Below are 17,895 nucleotides of genomic sequence, written 5' to 3'. Positions count from 1 at the left end.
AAATCATCCCGCAATTATGCAACGCCCCTCCCCCAAGCTTGGGAGAGGGATTTTGAAATTAGCTCTAGTCTTTAGCTAACTTCTTGTTGGATGTGTAGTAAACCTTACTACCACTATCAGGTACAAAATGGCAGCTGACACATGAACGCCATAATGACTTCCAAATAGGTTCTTCCGATTTGTGGAAATACTCACCCATGACTGGTTTTATTGCCTCAGTTGCCTTCAGCAAATTGTAGTGAGGGATGTTAAGGAATATATGGTGAGCAACATGAGTACCAATATCGTGATGGATATGATTAACCAAACCATAATCACGGTCAATACTAGAAATTGCGCCTTTGAGGAAAGTCCAATCTTCTCCCCGATACCAGGGAAGCTCTGGCTCAGTGTGGTGCAAAAATGTCACCAAATCTAGCCAAATTATGAATACAAGGTAGGGCACAGCATAATATTTCAGCAACCACATCCAACCCCATTGGTATGTGAGGAAACCGAGCAAACCTACCATGCCAATCAAAAGTACAGTACTAGTGATGACATCCCATTTTTCTGATGCTTTGAAAAGCGGACTGCTGGGCAAAAAGTGAGAGCCTTCTTTATTAGGAGAACGCTTAAACAGATACACAGGATAAGCCAAGAGAAAAATATAATATCGGACTATCTTTTGGGCTAAAGGCATCTCTTTGTATTCTGATTCCGTCACAGGATACCAGCTTTCATCATTATCGAGATTGCCAGTATTTTTGTGATGGGTTCGGTGGCTGATCCGCCAACCATGATAAGGAACAAGTATTGGTGTGTGAGAAAGATGTCCAATCAAATCATTGAGCCATTTATGCTTTGAAAAAGATTGGTGTCCGCAGTCATGCCCGACTACAAACAAAGCCCAAAACATCGTTCCTTGCATTAGCCAGAAAATCGGAAAGAAAAGCCAAGAATCCAGGTAATTAGCTACGGCATAAAGCAGACCGATAATTAGGATGTCACGAAAAAAGTAAAAAAGTGATTTTGTTACATTGGGCTGAAAGCATTCAGCAGGGATTGCAGCTTTTAAATCTTGAAGAGTGAAAGGTAATTTGGTGGAATCCTCAGACGTTTCGTAGCCAGTAGGATTATTGAACGTGACGAGATTTGATAGCACTGGATTCTTTTGTTGGATATAAATCGGAACTTGATTTGAGACAAGATAATCTCACCTTTAGGATGCCCACAAAACTAGCGATCGCTAACATCAAAAAAGATAAATTTTGGCAATTTAGCTAACAACTTTATAGTTAGTAAAAAGTTGCCAAATTCTATTTAAACACAGCATGATAGACGCTCTCGTTGAGTTCAAGAGCGTAAGTCTAAATCACAGCGCTATTTATTGCTCTGTATAATATTCGTTGAAAGTTTTATAGCCAACATCAGTTGTGTATAGTTGACACTGGTCTGTAATCTGTTTCATTAAAGACCAAGAAAACTGACACTCATCATGTAGATAAGGCTGCCAATTTTCTTTGATGCTGCTGTAAGCTAACCGCAAATTATAAGAAGGAATCGCAGTGGAAATATGATGAGGGACATGAACATTGATATCGTGGCACAGGATTTCTACCCAACGCGGATAATCACAATGAATAGTGCCAAATAGCTGTGCTAGAGCTTCGTTCCACTTGTTCGCTGTCGTAAAAGGAACATCTGCGGCAGTGTGGTGAACAATAGTAAAAGTACTCATCCAAAAATGGTAAATCATCCAGGGCACTAGCCAAAACTTGACAAAGCCCCAGATACCAGTTGTGGCGACCAAAAGCGGGAAAGCGATCGCAGCAAACACAACTACTACAGCCACAGACAGCTTGATACTCGATTGGTCTTTCGTTTTGAAGTTCCGCCAATCAAAATGCACTACAGCCCAATGTCCAATGGAACCTACCCACCAGAAGCGTTTACGCATGAACAGTTCAAAAGCAGACTGTCGGGTTTTATCCCAATCTTCAAACACTTCTGGTCTGATTGGATGCCAAGCATTGTCCTCATCCAGCTTATTGGTATGAGTATGGTGGTAATTATGCTTAATGCGCCAACTATGAAAGGGGTAAATTAACGGCATCATGAAGAAATGCCCTACCAAATCATTCACCCAACGACGTTTGGCAAAAGACCTGTGACCGCAATCATGGCCAATTACAAAAAAACCTGTTAAAGCAGTGCCCGTAAAAATCCAAGCAAGGGGCAAGAGAAACCAAGGAGCGATCGTCAGGCTGTAATAGCCCAAGGCGACCGCCAAGACACTGAGTATTACTTGTGTCCAAGCTTTGCGACGGTTCTGCTGAAAACATTCCCGTGGCAGGGTTTTAACAATATCTTTGAGCCGAAAGTCGGAATTACTAGGCTCGTCACTTAGTTTCTGGCTATTAATTATTGATGTAGTCATGGACACCTAAAAAACAACAAACTCCTCCACCAAGTCACTAAAAAGTAACTTGCCGCAAAAATTCTTCACATTAGCGCTTCGGATTATAGCAACCTAACCGACACAAGCGCACCAGTAAATAGCTTTTTAAAAAGTTAGGAGTAAAAAGTGAGGAGTTAGAAGTGATGAGTTAGGAGTTTAGATTTATAACTCACACCAGATGTGAATTATAAACGCTCCTTGTCCCATAAAGATTTGTAGTTTCCAAAATTATGGTTTGAGAAAAATTGATGGCATCACGTAACTCCTAACTCCTGTACAGACGCGATTAATCGCGTCTCTCCTAACTCTTGTACAGACGCGATTAATGCGTCTCTCCTAACTAACTTTTGTTGGGGCCAACTTCACATTAGTCGCCAGACCAACTGCTTGCAGCAATTGAACTGTCATCCAAGTTAAATCGACTTCCCACCATTTCAGCCCATGACGAGCTGAGTATTGAAAAGCATGATGGTTATTATGCCAGCCTTCACCGAAAACTAGTAGGGCTACCCACCAGCAATTAGTCGATTTATCCCCAGAATCATAGCTTTGATAGCCAAATTTATGAGTAGCGCTGTTCACCAACCAAGTGCAGTGGTAAACCCAGACAATGCGCACAAAAATTCCCCAGACAACAAACGACCAGCCACCTAGAAACAAAAGCAATACACCTAGAGCAACCTGGATCGAGATGAAATATTTTTCTAAAAACTGATAAACTGGGTCTTCGGCAATGTCTTTGGTGAAACGAGGAACATCAGCGTGAGCGGGACAATAGTGAATCAGCCAATCCATGTGGCTCCACCAGAAGCCTTTATTAGAATCATGGGGATCGGCGTCAGTATCAGAGTGTAAATGATGAATGCGATGTGTCCCAACCCACTCAATTGGGCCTCCTTGACACGAGAGTGTGCCGAAGAAAACCAGGAGATACTCCAGCCACTTGGGAGTTTGAAAACTGCGGTGAGTAACAAGACGGTGAAATCCGAGAGTAACTCCTAAACCACCCGTTACCCAGTACAGCAATAAACCCACACCAACTGCCGTCCAGCTAAAGTTACCAGGAATAAAGGCAAATAAAGCGCCGATGTGCAGTCCAATGAAAAACAGGGTATTAACCCAGTTAATTTGAGGTTTGGTTGAAGTAGCAATTGTCATGCAGTAACCTGAATTTGAATTTTCCAGCCTAGTCTGCGCGATCTTAAAATCCGCATATCTATAATCTTAATTTTTGTGAACGAGGAACTGATGAACAGCTTAGAACAGCTGCGGCAAGCAGAACAGGCACTATTAGAAATTTTTTCTGGTATTGACACTCAGGTCAAGCATAATCTAAAACGAGTGCTGGGTGCTTTTCGTAATCACCGTGTGGGCGCACACCACTTTGCTGGTGTAAGTGGCTATGGTCACGATGATTTAGGACGAGAAACTTTAGATAAAGTTTTTGCCGAAGTTATGGGTGCCGAAGCGGCGGCGGTGCGAGTGCAGTTCGTTTCGGGAACTCATGCGATCGCCTGTGCTTTGTTTGGTGTTCTCCGTCCTGGAGATGAAATGTTAGCAGTGGTCGGTTCTCCCTACGATACGCTTGAAGAAGTCATTGGTTTACGGGGTCAAGGTCAAGGTTCCCTGATCGAGTTTGGCATAAATTACCGCCAATTGGAGCTAACCCCAGAAGGAACTATAGATTGGCAAGCTTTAACTACTAGTGTGGCTGAAAACACTCGTTTAGTCTTAATTCAGCGCTCTTGTGGCTATTCTTGGCGTCCTAGTTTATCAATTGCCGATATTGAAAAAATCGTTCACTTAGTCAAACAGCAAAACCCGAATACCGTTTGCTTTGTGGATAACTGCTATGGCGAATTCATTGAAACCAAGGAACCCACAGATGTAGGTGCTGATTTAATGGCGGGGTCATTGATTAAAAATCCTGGTGGCACTATTGTCAGTGCTGGCGGTTATGTCGCCGGCCGCGCTGATTTAGTAGAAGCATCCGCCTGTCGCCTCACGGCTCCCGGTATCGGTAGTTATGGTGGTGCTACTTTTGATCAAAATCGCCTGCTGTTCCAAGGCTTATTTCTAGCGCCGCAAATAGTCGGAGAGGCAATAAAAGGGACTTATCTTACTGGTTATGTGTTTGATAAACTCGGTTATCCAGTAAATCCGGCTCCCTTGGCTCCCCGTGGAGATGTAATTCAAGCAATTAAACTCGGTTCTGCCGAAAAGCTAATTGCTTTCTGTAAAGCTATACAACAGCATTCTCCCATCGGTTCCTACTTAGACCCCGTTCCAGATGATATGCCGGGGTATGAGAGCCAGGTGGTCATGGCTGGGGGGACATTTATTGAAGGGAGTACTTTGGAATTATCAGCAGATGGGCCAATGCGTGAGCCGTATGTGGTTTATTGCCAGGGTGGGACTCATTGGACTCATGTGGCGATCGCCCTGGAAGCTGCGATCGATGCAGTCGGCACTAGTAGTTTGTGATTAAGGATTGGGTTGGTAACGCTCAACTCTATATTGCCACAAGAAAAAATATCTTTATTTACCGACAACATAGGGGAGAAAAGCCCGTCGCACTTCGGATGCACCCAACAGGCTTGGCTCGATCGTCGCTGTGAACCAGGATGGATCGCCCTTTAGGAAATGGGCGTGGAGATCGACAAATTGCCCATAGCGATTAGCGATTTCTTGAATTGCAGTGTTCATGCGCTGGAGGTTCTTGCGGGCGATCGCCGACTCAACCCCTACAAAGTTGCGTCTGTCATCTCCAAAGGTAGGATCGTACACATTACCAAGCACAACGGGGCGAATTGGCAACTGCTGTACAAATGTGTCCAAAGTATTAGCAAAAGTTGCAATTCCTGCACCAGTATCTTGAATTAATCCCCCCAGGAGATCGTTACCACCGATAGTGATTAGTGCAATCGCCTTTCCTTGCACCCGCAATTGGTGAGCCTGAGAAGACAACCCATCAACCGTTGCACCATCACGCGCATGATGTTGCAGTTGAGCAGGCCCGCGTGATGTTAGATCCTGACCTTGAAATTCGGGAAACAGGCGATCGTCATTCTGGACGAGGAGTTGCCCTGGATGAACCCCAAACTCGTTATATCGTCCGCAATCTAAAATTGAGTCGCCAAAGGTATATAGTGTCACCATTTCTTGCTCCCCTCGATTGCAGCCAAAGAGAGTTAGGACACTTGCCCCGCCAAATACTTGAATAAAGTGTCATCGCGTAGGTCGAAACGCAGCCATCACACTCTCCTGTTTGTCCGACCGTAGCATGAGGAGATAGTAGACGATATGAATCAGAAGATGGATTTGCGGTTACAAGCCCTGAATCTCGAAATACTTCTTACACTGGTCGCAACCCATCTCAAAGTTGAGCCAGTAGAACTTCAGCTTGTGCGATCGCTACAGGTAAACATAATTTGTCATTCTGGGTAGTTGCTGGCTGGGCAGAAGGATTTCAAGCCTATGACACAATTAGAAGAATAAGATAGAACTACTGTCACAAACCCTGCTCTGAAGAGACAGGGCTTGTAAGAGAAAGACTAATCACCCTTCAAATACAAGACTAAAACATTGTCTAGCTTGTAGGTTCACAACCTAAACTGAATAGGTACGTAACTTTGAAGCGATTTTGAACGGAAATAAGTTGTGACTGAGATTAAAGGCTTGAAAACTGAAAGTCAACGCATTTTAGAAGATTTGTTCTGTAGACAGGAGAAGGGCGAGTAATGAGCGATCGCCACACCCCAACTGCTGCACGTCTCAATGTTTACACCCAAGGTCAAGGATTCCCCATTCTGGGCTTACATGGTCATCCTGGTACTGGTCGTAGTCTTTCTGTCTTTACCAATCATTTATCAAAACGCTACAAAACTTTTGCCCCTGATTTACGCGGATACGGCAAAAGTCGCTACAACGGCAATTTTGACATGAATGACCATTTGACTGATTTAGAAGCGCTGCTAGACCGTTTGCAGATTGAAAAGTGCCTGGTATTGGGATGGTCACTTGGGGGCATTTTGGCAATGGAGATGGCATTACGTTTGCCAGAGCGCGTTACTGGGCTGATTTTGGTGGCGACAGCTGCAAAACCCCGTGGCAGTCATCCTCCTATTACTTGGCAGGATAATTTATATACTGGCATTGCTGCCCTATTGAACTATATAAAACCGAGTTGGCAATGGAATATTGAAACTTTTGGTAAGCGATCGCTTTTCCGCTACCTAATCCAACAACATACATCTACCAGTTACAATTACATCGCCAAGGAAGCAGTACCAGCTTATTTGCAAACTTCTCCAGCTGCTACTCGCGCCCTTTATAGTGCAATTCAATCAGGATACAATCGGCTTCTAGATTTAGAACAAATACAATGTCCTAGTCTAGTACTTGCTGGTGAAAAAGACCGCCACATCACATCTGATTCCAGCTTAGAAACTGCTCGACATCTCCAAAATTCTCAGTGGCAGTGCTATCCCAACACGGCTCATCTTTTTCCGTGGGAAGTTCCTCAGCAGGTACTAAATGATATTGACCATTGGCTGAAAGAACATCCGCAGGTAGTTGGTAGTCAATAGTCCAAATAAATATTTAAAAAATTTTGACTATTGACAACGAAGAAGAAATGGAGAGAGAAGATGTGGTGACGCGATCGGCGAAAAAGACGCAATAGCCCCCGATAAAAGGATTTTCTGTGTCTTCATATCTTTGCGTCCCCGCATCAGGGCATCCTTTTCATTCTCTGGCCTAACTTAAATTTGACCGCCAAAGGCAGGCTGTACTTTGCGGTCAAATCTTTCCCCCAAGTCGTCAGCAATTGTTAAGTTACTAGGTTTACAGCGCTTGACATTCACAACAATTCCCGTAGCTCCTTCAAGCTCTAAATCTTCTATGTATCCTTTGCTTGCTAATCTTGCATCAGAAGAACTTAGAAATGGCCCGAAGTAATACGTGCAACGGGGATTGTGCGTCACAATCTCTACCCACCAAGCCAAGCCGATATAGTCGAATGTGTTAATTAACACTTCCTTGAGGTTATGCCAAATGGTTTTCATGGTTTTCGCTGATTTATTAACGTGCTACAGGGTGTTAAACGATATGTTGCTTTATTATCTTTTACATTTCTTTATACTCTGTTACGTTATTTTTTCAAAGAGATTTTTTGTAATTTATCTAAGTGCAGCGTATTTAGCGATCGCTGGCGATAAATTTCATAAAGCGCCATACCTGCTGCTACAGAAGCATTCAGGCTAGGAGTCTTACCTTGTAGAGGAATCGATACTAAAAAATCACACGAGCGCTGAGTCAACATACTCAGACCTTCGCCTTCTGAGCCGATTACTAAAACGATTGGCCCAGTGAAATTGACTGTATGCAAAGGTTCGCTGCCACTTGCAGCTGTGCCGTAAATCCAAAAGCCAGCTTCTTTTAACTCTTCTAAGGAGCGGCTGAGGTTGACAACTCTAGCTACAGCAAAATTCTCTAAAGCGCCTGCTGCCACTTTCATGACCGTGGAAGTGATCCCAGATGCCCTTCTTTGGGGAATTACTAATCCTTGAGCGCCTATTGCTTCGGCAGTACGAATTATTGCTCCTAAGTTGTGGGGATCGGTAATTCCGTCAGCTACGACAATTACAGCATCGGTTACAGATTTGCACTGCTCAATTAGATCGGGCAATTCGATGTAAGCGTAGGGAGCAACTTGTGCTGCCACACCTTGGTGATTAGCCCCGTTGGTAAGATAGTCTAAACGTTTGGGTTCAACCTCATCAATAACTGTGCCATTTTCCTTTGCTTGCAAGAGAAAATGGTGAAAGCTGGGATCGTACCGCAGACGGGTAGTAATCCACAGACGGTTGAGATTGCGCTGATTTTGCAATGCACTCAATACTGGATGACGACCATAGATGAGATCGTTATCTTCTTCTGTTGGTGTAGATACAGACGGCTGGGAAAAGTTGCTATTTCTTTGTCGGGAGTTGCTATAACTGGGGTTGGTATCTATTTTCCTGGGATTGCGATTCGGATTAACAACAGAGATGGTGTTGCCATCTACTTTTCTGGGATTGAGAGTTGGATTCGCACCAGAGATTGGGTTGCTATCTATTTTCCTGGGCTTGCGAGTCGGATTCGCACCAGAGATTGGATTGCTATCTATTTTCTTGGGATTGCGAGTCGGATTCGCACCAGAGATTGGGTTGTTATCTATTTTCCTGGGATTGCGAACCGGATTAGTAACAACACGTTTACCTTTAATTTTTACGGGTTGTCCCCGATTTGGTTCGCTAGAAGTCAAGATTTTTTTGGGTTTATCCTGCATTTGAATTATGGATATAGCGTATGGTTGATTGTTCCGATTACCTCAATTTTTTGAATCTAATCTAGTGCTGTGGCTACTGCGAAATTGAGTTTTTACTCTTTTTCTAGATGAAGTATTTGCAACAGTTCGGTTAGACGTTGGTAATCGGTGATATATAAGTAGCCTATTAAAGTTTCTAGACTAGTTGCCTGTTGATAAATTTCGGGATTAAGTCGCTTAGGGCGTCCTGTTGCGGCGTTTCTACCCCGTCGGACAATTTCTAATTCGGTATCCCTGAGATGAGGAATCAGCGATCGCAAATGTAGCGCTTGTGTTTCTGCTCTTACCTGCTCCACTACCAGACGATGGTAAATTCCTGACCGCTGCAATGGCAGCAGATAGAACATTCTAACATACAACTCATAAATTGCATCCCCCAAATATGCTAAAGCACTAGGAGAAATTTGTTGCACTTGTGAGAGGGAAATCTGTTGGAATGGCCCTGTGGTTGCCAAGAGTGCTTCAGTCCAAGACAAGCTCTGTTTGGGAGTTTCATCTTGTCCATCTAATAGCTCTTCCTCCTGTGACTTCACAAATAAATCATTCCTTGACGGGCTACATTTGGCAGGCATTCTTCGCAAAGACTGATTTTTCTGAAGTATGCCGTGATAGTATACTTAGCATAATCAATACTATCAAAATTACTTCCTAATTTCATCTTTTTGATTGAGAGTTGGCATTTAAAATCACCCTGATGTCAACATCTATAAACCAAATTTCGCCTACTTGTTGTGGTCTGCGCCTCAGATAGGGTAAAATTTTAACATCAAATTCACCCTTCTACTTGGTAGCATTGCCATACTTACTGAGTAAACCTGAGTAAACGACAACTTTTAACTATACAGCATCAAGTCAAGTCTATCTATAAACAAATCTGCTGGCTTTGTATTTCTTACAACAAATCTCTCAGACTTGATTATTTATCCAATATTCTAGCCAACGATTACATACCCAAAAATTGGGTCTTTATATATTTAGTTATTACTCAACTTTAAACATAATAGCTCAACTGGCTTTATGCCTCTCCCACAAGGAGAGAGGTTTTCTGCCAGAAGTTTTAAAAATTAAGCTATCCGATTTTGAATCTAGATAGCTAAATTTACCTCTCAGATCGAGCAATCAAGACTACTTGACGTTTTCTAGAGCGTCTTCAACTGATTTTTGCAGGGAGAGAAACTTCTCTAGGCGAACAAGCTTGACCGTTTGAGTTACGCGGGCATTCGTGACAATTTGCAAAGTGCCATCAGCAGTTTGAGCCTGCTTGGCTAGCTGCACCAGAGCACCCAAGCCAGAGCTATCAACAAAGTCAATTTGCGAGAGATCCAAAATAATGTGCTTAGGACCCTCGTCTATCTTGCTGCCAAGTGTCTTGCGAAATGTCGGCTCGGAAAAAGCATCTAACAAACCTGTGAGGCGGAATAGCTGACAGTTATCCCGGACTTCACGAGTGCCTCTCAGGCTAACGGTTAGATTCAGTGGCTCAGCAATAATTCCCTCCTCATGAGTTAAAGTGAACGCTCAAGTATAGATGGTTTTTGAGCAAGTTGTCTACAATCTGCTGGAATAGGGGATTGGGCATTGAAAAGAGGCAGAGGGGCAGAGGGGAAAGAACTTGTAGAAGAACTCTCCCCTGCTCCCCTGCTCCCCTGCTCCCCTGCTTCTTCCCCATTCCCTATTTTTACCTCACCTCTGCCACGGCTTGACGTGCTGTTCGCATGGCTTGAACAAATTGCTCAAACAAGTAATCAGCATCGTGGGGGCCAGGACTAGCTTCTGGATGATACTGTACGGAGAACACAGGTAGAGATTTGTGACGTACCCCGGCAATGGTGCGATCGTTTAAGTTTAGGTGGCTGATTTCTACAACTGCCGTAGGTAAAGAATCTGGGTCAATAGCAAAACTATGGTTTTGACTAGTAATTTCTACTCGTTGTTGTAAACCGGCAGGCTGATTCAAACCACGATGACCAAATTTGAGTTTATAGGTTTCTGCTCCTAGTGCATGACCTAAAATTTGATGTCCCATACAAATACCAAAGATAGGTTTTTCACTTAACAGGAGTGCTTTAGCAGTTGCAATTCCTTCAGTGACAGCAGCAGGGTCGCCAGGCCCATTAGAAAGAAACACACCATCTGGATTGTATTTGAGAATTTCTTCTGGTGGTGTATCAGCGGGTACAACAATTACCCGACAACCATAACTTACTAAGCGACGTAAAATATTGCGCTTAACGCCAAAGTCAAGGGCAACAACGGTAAAGGCTTCCCCAAGATTTTCCGCAGTTTCAGAGTTAAATTCCCAAGTTGGAATTGTGGGATCGGACCATTCATAAGCCGTTGAGGTGGTGACTTCACGAACCAGATTTAATCCTGCCATGTTGGGGGCTGCTAGTACCTGCTCTAGCAATTCCGCTTCATCAAGAATAGTAGTAGAAATACCACCGTTCATCGCTCCGAACATCCGAATTTTGCGGGTGAGAGCGCGGGTATCAATGCCGTATATCCCTGGTATTTGGTTTTGTTTGAGGTAGTCAGGTAAAGTTTGTGTCGATCGCCAGTTACTCGGACGGTGACAAATATTCCGCGCGATCGCACCCCGCACTTGGGGCCCATCTGATTCTTCATCTTCCAGATTGACGCCAGTATTCCCCAATTCAGGATAGGTAAAAATCACAATTTGACCCCGGTAACTAGGATCGGTCAAGACTTCTTGATAGCCTGTCATGCCAGTGTTGAACACCACTTCTCCGATCGCGGTTCCTGTCGCACCGAAAGACCAACCGCGATAAGTGGTTCCATCTGCTAGGACAAGTAAAGCTGGTATTGAGTCAGTCAGGGGCATAGGTGATAGGATTGGGGATTGGGCATTGAAAAGAGGCAGAGGGGCGGGGTGCGGGGGGCAGAGGGGAAAACTCTTCTCCTTGTTCCCTGCTCCCTATTTTCTATTCCTTAATACTGCGATTGTTAATTATCCCATGAGTTGAGCAATTGGGAGTTTTTAAGATAGTTAATTAAAATTAAAAGGGAATTAAAGTAGCGGGAGTGGATTTGGCAAAGCTTGGGCAGTTAAAATTAATTATGCTTCAGTCTTTTTTATCCCGTGCAACCCTAATTTTTGTATCAAGCACTCTAGCGGTTTTGTGCGTTGCCTGTAGTGAAGACAAACTGAACACCGCTACTGGTGGCGATGAGCAACCTATGCCAATTGGGGATCTAGCACCAGTCCAGCCTAGCGTTAAACCAGTAAGACCAGCAGCTACCCCAGAAGCGCAGCCGCTAGATCCGTTTGAAAGTGAACCAAGTCTTTTTGAGATGGGACGAGACAAAGCTGTTGGCGCTTGGAGTATCAGCCAATCGGCTCAATCTCCAGATGATTGGAAATTGGTGGCGAGTCAGTATCAGGATGCGATCGCGCTGATGCAAAAAATCCGACGACAAAGCCCAGAATTTGCGATCGCTCAAACCAAAATTACAGAATATCGCCGCCAGGTTAAATATGCCCAACAGCAAGCTAATCCTCGTCCTGTTGCAGTTAGAGAACCTCAGAAAATAGTCGTTGTTGTTCCCCAAAGAGAAACTATACCAAAGCTCACTTTACCTCCACGAGAAACAAAACCGTTATCACCAGAGCCAGCTTTGCCTTCATCAGCAGTGGTTATTCCCGATGAAGCAGTATTTACAGCGCCGATAAAAAGACGAATTGGTGGTACGCCAATTGTGGAAGTTACCTTTAACGGCCAGCAACAATTTGAGATGATTGTGGATACGGGAGCAAGTGGCACTGTCATCACCCAAGAGATGGCTAATGCTTTGGGAATCGTCACAGTGGGAAAAGCTAAGGCAAACACCGCGAGTTCCAGAGCTGTAGAATTTCCCGTGGGCTATGTTAATTCGATGGCAGTTGGCGGGGTAATAGTGAATAAAATACCAGTAGCGATCGCAGGTGCGGAACTAGAAACTGGACTTCTAGGACATGACTTTTTTGGCAACTACGATGTCACCATTAAACGCAATGTGGTAGAGTTTCGCCCGCAATTGCGATCGCAAATCAATTCCCCAGAAACTTCACTAACTCCTCCAACTTCGTCCAAGCAGCCCCACTTTGTAGGATATCCTTAGCGATTTTAATCCCTTGGGCGCGATCGAGGAAGGCGATCTTACCCGCGACTTGCAGCGCCAACGACGCATTTAAAGCTACTACATCTTGTTGCGCCTGAGTTCCCTTACCTTGGAGTACCGCCTTGAGAATCTCCGCATTCTCTTGCACATCTCCACCCCGAAGCATACCTATGGGAGCAGGTGTTAAATCCAAATCTAGGGGATTAATAGTAGTTAACTGTACTTCGCCGTTTGATAAAATCGCCAAGTCAGTTTCATCTCCTAACCCAGCCTCATCAAGTTTTTCTCGCCCGTGTAGTACAATCGCCTTTTCCTTACCCAAATTCTGTAATGCTTCGGCAACTGTTGCCAAAAGCTTAGGAGTAAATAAGCCCACCACTTGCCCAGTTGGACGCAAGGGATTTACTAACGGCCCGAGCAAATTAAAAATTGTTCGCACTTTCAAAGTCCGCCGTAATGACGCAACCGCCTTGAGTGCTGGATGCCAACCAGGGGCAAACAAGAAAGTGATCCCGACTTCTTGTAGTGCTGCTTGTACTTTTTCACTAGAGGCACTTAAGTTTACACCCAAGGCTTCCAATACATCTGCACTTCCTGTGAGACTTGAGGCTGAACGATTGCCGTGTTTAGCAACTGGTATACCATAGGCAGCAGCAACAAAAGCCACTGCTGTAGAAATATTAAAGGTTGATGAACCGTCTCCACCAGTGCCACAAGTATCTATTACGGTGCTAAGTTCTAAGTGCTGAGTGCTAAGTGGGGAACATTGAGATTGTAATACTTCAGCCATACCGGTCAACTCGTCGGCAGAAATGCCTCTAAAGTTCAGTGCTGTTAAAATTGCTCCCGATAATTCTGGGGGAACCGCTTCACTGAGCCAACCCTTCATCAATTCAGCAGATTGAGTGCGAGACAATGATTGTCCATCTATTAATTGTTGCAGCAGGATATACCAGCTAGCAGAGGATTCTTGAGCAGAGATTGGGGAAGTTGCCATAGCTAAGGTTTTTGTAGGTATGGGAGCCATCCTACCGAAAAATGAGAAAGTAGCAGCCAAGCTTGGGAAACTAAAATCCCAACTTTTTGCTGTTCTTAGGAGTTGACATTTAAGCAATTACTTATGTATTCTATAAATAGTTAAGCGTTTGCTTAAATATATGGTTAATAGGAATGAGTAGACCTGCTGCCAGTGCCGATGTTTTTGTGGCGATCGCAGATCCCACACGCAGGGCACTACTGGATCTGTTACGTAATGGTGAGCAACCAGTCAAGGAACTAGCCCAGCCATTTGCCATGAGCTTGCCAGCGATTTCTCAGCACTTACAGATTCTTTGCGAAGCAGGCTTAGTACAAATGCGAAAAGCAGGGCGACAGCGTTTCTATCGGCTCAACCCGGAGCCATTGAAACAGATATCAGAATGGATTGCTCATTACGAGCAGTTTTGGCAAGAAAAACTCGATGCCCTTGGCAATTATTTGGAGGAAAATTGATGCTCCGATTGAATATGGAAGTGTTTTATCCCTATCCTCCCCAACGGGTTTGGCAGGTTCTCACTAACCGTCAGGCATTGGCAGTATGGTTAATGGAAAACGACTTTGAGCCGCGTTTGGGACACCAATTCCGATTTGTGCATTCGACACTGCCAGGGCTGGAGGGAGACATAAACTGTGTGGTAATTGAACTCGATGAACCAAGACGACTTGCATTCACTTGGCAAGACAGTATGATGTGCCAGCCTTCAGTTGTTACCTGGACAATCCAACCCGTTGTTGGAGGTACAAAACTTCTACTCGAACATAAAGATTTGATTCAAAAAGCCATCAAGCTAAATGAACCAATGGAACTTTCCCAACCGTGGCAAGGCAAATTTATGCATGAGTCCCAGGCAGGGATGCAAACACTAACAGCAAATAATCGCAGCACTATATTTTCGTCAATACCAATTGGTAGATATGAGGCATTAGATAGTATCTTTCTTAGTTATTTTCTCAATGGTGGATGGAACTATAGTTTGCATGAAAAACTACCGCAAATCTTAGTCACAGATTGCAGTAATTAAAGTGTAAATTCACATATTGCAGACCGATAATTACATTTAAATTCAAAGCTTGGCAACACGATCATTTGTAGTGAGACGAGTATTAGCCAACCCACATTAAATTGAGCTTTTGGAAAATTAAATATGAATAAACAGACTTTTGTGGGCATAGAAACTGAAATATGGTTTGAGTTTGTGCCTGTTCCAGGTACGAAATTATTGCCATTAGCTGAACCAGTGTCAAAAGCGCACTGAAAACCACCAAACCTAGATCCCCCCTTTTTTAGAGGGGAGTCCTAAAAGCCCTCTTTTTAAGGGGGTTGGAGGATCTCTTGTGCGGAAGTCCTAAATTTATTAGTATTTTATCTTTTTTGAAGATATCAAATATGAGTTATCAGACTCAACTCAGCATCCCAATGATTATTCAACAATCAGAAAGAGGGGAACGAACATTAGATATTTATTCCCGCTTACTTGCAGAACGAATTATCTTTTTGCGAAACGAAGTTACAGATGAGACAGCTAACCTCATCGTTGCACAAATGCTATTTCTTGATGCTGAAGATTCACAAGATATCACATTGTATATTAACAGTCCTGGAGGTTCGGTGACAGCAGGAATAGCTATTTACGATGCCATGAATCAAATTCGTTCAGAAGTATGTACTGTATGTATTGGCATTGCTGCTTCAATGGGATCGTTCTTGCTTGCTGCTGGAAGTAAGGGTAAAAGATATGCTCTACCAAATGCTCGAATTATGATTCATCAACCATTAGGAGGCGCTCAGGGAAAAGCATCTGATATTGAAATTGCAGCCAAAGAAATTTTGTATTTCCACCAATTAATGAACAAAATACTCGCTGCTAATACAGGTAAATCGCTAGAACAGATTGAATTGGATTCTGAACGTGACTTTTTCATGAGTCCTGAAGAAGCAAAAGCTTACGGTTTAATTGACAATATCATCTTGAAAACATCTGCATCTATTTAATTTGCAAACAAATCTAATATCCATAAATAGTAATGGGATGGAAACCAAAAATGAAAATACTCATCATTGGCGGCACAAATTTTATTGGCCCTCCTGTAGTCCGTCAACTGATTGCAATGGGTCATGAAGTGAGCGTATTTCATCGGGGAAAAACTACAGCTAACTTACCACCAGATGTGCATGAAATTTTGGGCGATCGCTCCCATCTTTTGGAGATGAAAAGCAAGTTTAGGCAGCTTGCGCCTCAAGTTGTGGTAGATATGATTGCCTATAACGAACAAGATGCACTAACTCTAACGAGCGCATTTGAGGATATTACCCAGCGTGTTGTTGTAATCAGCAGTATGGATGTATATCGTGCATACGATGTCCTTTGGGGTAGGGAATCTGATGTTGTACCTGTACCACTTACCGAAGATTCGCTCCTGCGCCAACAACTCTATCCATACCGGGAAATGCCCTCTAGACCGATCGCTGTGCCAAGTGATTATGAAAAGATTCTGGTAGAGCAGGTGGTGATGGCATCCAACTTGCCCGGAACGATTATACGCTTGCCAATGGTATATGGTTCCAGAGACATCCTACATCGCCTGTATTCCTATCTTCAGCGAATGGATGAAAACCGTCCTGCGATTGTTTTGGAAGACAATATCGCTCGATGGCGTGGCTCTTACGGCTATGTAGAAAATGTAGCGTATGCGATCGCATTAGCAGCAACAAATGAACGTGCAACTAATCGTATTTATCATGTCGCTGATGTCGAAGCACTTACCGAAGCTCAACGCATCACCAGAGTCGGGAAAATAGCCGGATGGCAGGGTAAAGTTATTATCGTACCCAAAAGCCAGTTACCATCAGAGTGGAAGTTGCCTGGTAATACAGAGCAAGATTGGTTTGTAGACTCAACTCGTATCCGTCAAGAGTTGGGATATAAGGAAATTGTGCCGTTAGATGAAGCATTGCGGCAAACAATTGATTGGCAACGAACTCATTCACCTCAAGAACCGCAGCAGTTTGCAGTACCGTGGTTGCTGGACTATGCAATAGAAGATGCGATTTTGTCTAAATTCCGTTGAACTTCATAGTTAGTAATGAATAGCTCTTTTCCTTTAGCAGCACCAATTTGTTTATAGTTATTCATGCCGTACTGTAATTCCCACTCTGAAATATTAGCCCATTGAAAATTTTCTAAAATTTGCGTTGAGTTGTCGTAGGTAATTAGCCAGCGATGATGACATTGTTGCAAAAGTTCAGCAAATCTCTGATGTTCAAAAGAAGTGTGCAAGTGACCATCTTTACCATATAGCTTTGATTTCGTAGCACTAAAATATGGTGGATCTAAAAATATAAATACATCTTCTCCTTCTGATTTTAATAAATCGCTATAATCTAAATTAGTAATTTTGACGTTTTTTGATAAGATATTTTCTAACTTTTCAAGTCGTTCTATTGAAGTATCAGTAAATCTTTTATGGAAAGCTTCTTGGGAAAAACCGCCTGATTCTACGGTTCCAGAAAAAGTAATTCTATTGAGAACGAAAAAACGAACGGCTCTTTCTAAATCAGATAATTTATTCACATCTACACTAGTCAATTCTGAAAACAATAATTTGCCATCTGTATACTTGACTTTAATATGGCGAATTTCTTTAACTAACTGAGCAATATCAGATTGGGCAAATTTCCAGAATAAGAAGAGTTCGCGGTTTAAATCGTTAATCCAAATTTTGAGATCGGGAAACTTTTGTCTTAAATAAATGAATACGGAACCACCACCTACAAAAGGTTCTCGAAATTCAGAAAAGCTTTCTGGTAAATATTCAACTATTTGATTTATGGCTTTTGACTTACCACCAGGATATCGTAGAGGGCTTTTTAGCATATTAGCATAAAAGTAGTTTTTTGTGGCTTAAAATATATTAATTTAATTATTCA

At 43.2% G+C, this 17,895-nt stretch carries 19 protein-coding genes; 8 read left to right on the top strand and 11 right to left on the bottom strand.

The features are described from left to right. Positions 1–64: 64 nt before the first annotated feature. The 3 genes from NSTC731_RS22660 to NSTC731_RS22650 all read right to left on the bottom strand — a co-directional run bounded on the left by NSTC731_RS22660 (position 65) and on the right by NSTC731_RS22650 (position 3,598). Positions 65–1,144, bottom strand: a complete 1,080-nt coding sequence (locus NSTC731_RS22660) for a fatty acid desaturase (protein ID WP_445626898.1) — start codon at positions 1,142–1,144, stop codon at positions 65–67. Between the two features lie 222 nt (positions 1,145–1,366). Next, on the bottom strand, positions 1,367–2,419 hold the full coding sequence (locus tag NSTC731_RS22655; protein WP_445626897.1) for a fatty acid desaturase: 1,053 nt from the start codon (positions 2,417–2,419) through the stop codon (positions 1,367–1,369). A 357-nt stretch (positions 2,420–2,776) separates the two neighbouring features. After that, positions 2,777–3,598: an acyl-CoA desaturase gene (locus NSTC731_RS22650; protein WP_445626896.1), complete on the bottom strand. Its 822-nt coding sequence runs from the start codon at positions 3,596–3,598 to the stop codon at positions 2,777–2,779. A gap of 90 nt (positions 3,599–3,688) precedes the next feature. Between NSTC731_RS22650 and NSTC731_RS22645 the strand changes: the two genes are divergently transcribed. Further along, on the top strand, positions 3,689–4,924 hold the full coding sequence (locus NSTC731_RS22645) for a methionine gamma-lyase family protein (RefSeq protein WP_445626895.1): 1,236 nt from the start codon (positions 3,689–3,691) through the stop codon (positions 4,922–4,924). Between the two features lie 54 nt (positions 4,925–4,978). On the opposite strand, the gene NSTC731_RS22640 is transcribed toward NSTC731_RS22645, so the two are convergent. After that, complete coding sequence (locus tag NSTC731_RS22640) at positions 4,979–5,599, bottom strand: SGNH/GDSL hydrolase family protein (RefSeq protein WP_445626894.1); 621 nt, start codon at positions 5,597–5,599, stop codon at positions 4,979–4,981. A 144-nt stretch (positions 5,600–5,743) separates the two neighbouring features. Between NSTC731_RS22640 and NSTC731_RS22635 the strand changes: the two genes are divergently transcribed. Next, positions 5,744–5,887 (top strand): hypothetical protein, encoded by a 144-nt coding sequence (locus tag NSTC731_RS22635; protein WP_445626893.1) that lies wholly within the window; start codon positions 5,744–5,746, stop codon positions 5,885–5,887. Between the two features lie 293 nt (positions 5,888–6,180). Continuing rightward, on the top strand, positions 6,181–7,029 hold the full coding sequence (locus NSTC731_RS22630) for an alpha/beta fold hydrolase (protein ID WP_445626892.1): 849 nt from the start codon (positions 6,181–6,183) through the stop codon (positions 7,027–7,029). A gap of 174 nt (positions 7,030–7,203) precedes the next feature. Here NSTC731_RS22630 and NSTC731_RS22625 read toward each other — a convergent pair whose 3' ends face one another. The 5 genes from NSTC731_RS22625 to carA all read right to left on the bottom strand — a co-directional run bounded on the left by NSTC731_RS22625 (position 7,204) and on the right by carA (position 11,652). Further along, a complete protein-coding gene (locus NSTC731_RS22625; protein ID WP_445626891.1) occupies positions 7,204–7,506 on the bottom strand; it encodes a DUF1816 domain-containing protein in 303 nt (100 codons plus the stop codon). Between the two features lie 86 nt (positions 7,507–7,592). Then, positions 7,593–8,771, bottom strand: coding sequence for a 23S rRNA (guanosine(2251)-2'-O)-methyltransferase RlmB (rlmB, locus tag NSTC731_RS22620; protein ID WP_445626890.1), 1,179 nt, complete (start codon positions 8,769–8,771; stop codon positions 7,593–7,595). Between the two features lie 92 nt (positions 8,772–8,863). Continuing rightward, positions 8,864–9,343, bottom strand: a complete 480-nt coding sequence (locus NSTC731_RS22615; protein ID WP_194044898.1) for a Mini-ribonuclease 3 — start codon at positions 9,341–9,343, stop codon at positions 8,864–8,866. 592 nt (positions 9,344–9,935) lie between these two features. Then, positions 9,936–10,301, bottom strand: coding sequence for an STAS domain-containing protein (locus NSTC731_RS22610; protein ID WP_084227153.1), 366 nt, complete (start codon positions 10,299–10,301; stop codon positions 9,936–9,938). Positions 10,302–10,488: 187 nt separating this feature from the next. Continuing rightward, complete coding sequence (gene carA, locus NSTC731_RS22605) at positions 10,489–11,652, bottom strand: glutamine-hydrolyzing carbamoyl-phosphate synthase small subunit (protein WP_445626889.1); 1,164 nt, start codon at positions 11,650–11,652, stop codon at positions 10,489–10,491. Between the two features lie 236 nt (positions 11,653–11,888). On the opposite strand from carA, the gene NSTC731_RS22600 reads away from it, so the two are divergent. Continuing rightward, a complete protein-coding gene (locus NSTC731_RS22600) occupies positions 11,889–12,929 on the top strand; it encodes a retroviral-like aspartic protease family protein (RefSeq protein ID WP_445626888.1) in 1,041 nt (346 codons plus the stop codon). Here the strand turns inward: NSTC731_RS22600 and trpD are convergent. Next, on the bottom strand, positions 12,859–13,926 hold the full coding sequence (gene trpD, locus NSTC731_RS22595) for an anthranilate phosphoribosyltransferase (RefSeq protein ID WP_445626887.1): 1,068 nt from the start codon (positions 13,924–13,926) through the stop codon (positions 12,859–12,861). The two genes, NSTC731_RS22600 and trpD, sit on opposite strands and share 71 nt — an antisense overlap. 173 nt (positions 13,927–14,099) lie before the next feature. Here trpD and NSTC731_RS22590 point away from each other — a divergent pair, with 173 nt between their 5' ends. The 4 genes from NSTC731_RS22590 to NSTC731_RS22575 all read left to right on the top strand — a co-directional run bounded on the left by NSTC731_RS22590 (position 14,100) and on the right by NSTC731_RS22575 (position 17,036). Further along, positions 14,100–14,420: an ArsR/SmtB family transcription factor gene (locus NSTC731_RS22590; protein WP_292725800.1), complete on the top strand. Its 321-nt coding sequence runs from the start codon at positions 14,100–14,102 to the stop codon at positions 14,418–14,420. After that, positions 14,420–14,989 (top strand): SRPBCC family protein, encoded by a 570-nt coding sequence (locus NSTC731_RS22585; protein WP_445626886.1) that lies wholly within the window; start codon positions 14,420–14,422, stop codon positions 14,987–14,989. Before NSTC731_RS22590 ends, NSTC731_RS22585 begins: the two co-directional genes overlap by 1 nt. Before the next feature lie 365 nt (positions 14,990–15,354). Further along, positions 15,355–15,960, top strand: coding sequence for an ATP-dependent Clp endopeptidase proteolytic subunit ClpP (clpP, locus tag NSTC731_RS22580; protein ID WP_445626885.1), 606 nt, complete (start codon positions 15,355–15,357; stop codon positions 15,958–15,960). Between the two features lie 50 nt (positions 15,961–16,010). After that, on the top strand, positions 16,011–17,036 hold the full coding sequence (locus NSTC731_RS22575; protein WP_445626884.1) for an NAD-dependent epimerase/dehydratase family protein: 1,026 nt from the start codon (positions 16,011–16,013) through the stop codon (positions 17,034–17,036). Here NSTC731_RS22575 and NSTC731_RS22570 read toward each other — a convergent pair. After that, on the bottom strand, positions 16,997–17,842 hold the full coding sequence (locus NSTC731_RS22570) for a DNA adenine methylase (RefSeq protein ID WP_445626883.1): 846 nt from the start codon (positions 17,840–17,842) through the stop codon (positions 16,997–16,999). The two genes, NSTC731_RS22575 and NSTC731_RS22570, sit on opposite strands and share 40 nt — an antisense overlap. Positions 17,843–17,895: the final 53 nt, after the last annotated feature.

The sequence above is a fragment of the Nostoc sp. DSM 114167 genome (assembly GCF_052692655.1).
This window is presented reverse-complemented; position numbering and strand designations above follow the sequence as displayed.